The 1,229-nt window shown below is 64.8% G+C and carries 1 protein-coding gene; it reads left to right on the top strand.

Features of this window, described 5'->3' with window-relative positions; translation table 11 throughout:
- A partial coding sequence (ltrA, locus tag O3W51_RS48125; protein ID WP_269290430.1) for a group II intron reverse transcriptase/maturase occupies window positions 1–1,128 on the top strand: 1,128 nt, incomplete at its 5' end.
- Window positions 1,129–1,229 lie beyond the last annotated feature (101 nt).

Here is a 1,229-nt window from a genome sequence, read left to right as displayed (position 1 = left end):
GAGGCGGTGGAAACCTCGGGGGTGAATGCATTCCTCCAGGACCTTTCGCAGAGACTACGGACGCATACGTATCGTCCGTCGGTGCTGCGACGGGTCCAGATTCCCAAACCGGGGCGGCCGGGCGAGCTCCGGCCGCTTTCGATCCCCACCGTGGCGGACCGGGTGGTGATGACGGCCGCGAAACTGGTCCTGGAACCAGTATTCGAAGCCCAGTTCACCGAGGCGAGCTACGGATTTCGGCCGAAACGGTCCGCGATCGACGCGTGCGAAGCCGTGCGCGTCGCGGCGAACCAGCGGCGGGAGTGGGTGTTCGAGGCCGACATCCGGGACTGCTTCGGCACGATCGACCATGAGGCGCTGATGGCCCAGGTGGCACGGCGTGTGGTGGACCGGTCGATGCTGAAGCTGATCCGGGCCTGGCTGTGGATGGGAGTTCTGGAGGGCGGGGTGACATCCCCGACCGGGGCAGGAACCCCACAGGGCTCACCGATTTCCCCGTTGCTGGCGAATATCGCGCTGCACGTTCTCGATGAGGCGTGGCAGAGCGAAGGCCGCCGGCTGGGGACACTGGTGAGGTACTGCGATGATTTCGTGGTCCTGTCGCCGACCGCACAACGGGCTGAACAGGCCCGTGAATTGGCGGCGCGAGTGCTGGAACAGCTCGGGATGCGCTTGCACCCGGAGAAGACCGGCATCATCTGCCTCACCGGAGGCGGACAGGGCTTCGATTTCCTTGGCTTCCACCACCGGAAGATGGAGTCGTGGAAATGGCGGGGCAAGTACTACTTGCAACGCTGGCCTTCGGCCAGAGCGATGCGGGTGCTGCGGGACAAAGTCCGCGCGGCGACCGCTCGTTCGAAGACTGAACGGCCAGTATCCGCTGTGGTAGCCGATCTCAACCCCGTGCTGCGGGGCTGGGCTGCGTACTTCCGCAACGGGAACTCCGGGCGGAAGTTCAACGTAGTTGATGGCTACGTCCACGAGCGGCTGGCGATTTTCGCCAGCGCGAAACACAGACTCGCGGGCAGGAACTGGGCCACCCGATTTACGTACGGGTGGATCACTCGGCTCGGTGTCTACCGTCTTACCGGAAATGTGCGCAGGGCGACGGCGCATGCCAGCCGGTGAACGATGTCGGAAAGCCGTGTGCGGGAGAACTGCATGCACGGTTTGAAGCGGCGGGGACTGGAAACGGAGCGTCAGCCACCGCGCCAGTCCCCGACCCTACT

This window comes from Streptomyces sp. H39-C1, assembly GCF_027158125.1.
GTDB lineage: Bacteria > Actinomycetota > Actinomycetes > Streptomycetales > Streptomycetaceae > Actinacidiphila > Actinacidiphila fildesensis.
The sequence above is the reverse complement of the archived record's forward strand: the minus strand, read 5'-3'. Positions and strand labels throughout refer to the sequence as shown.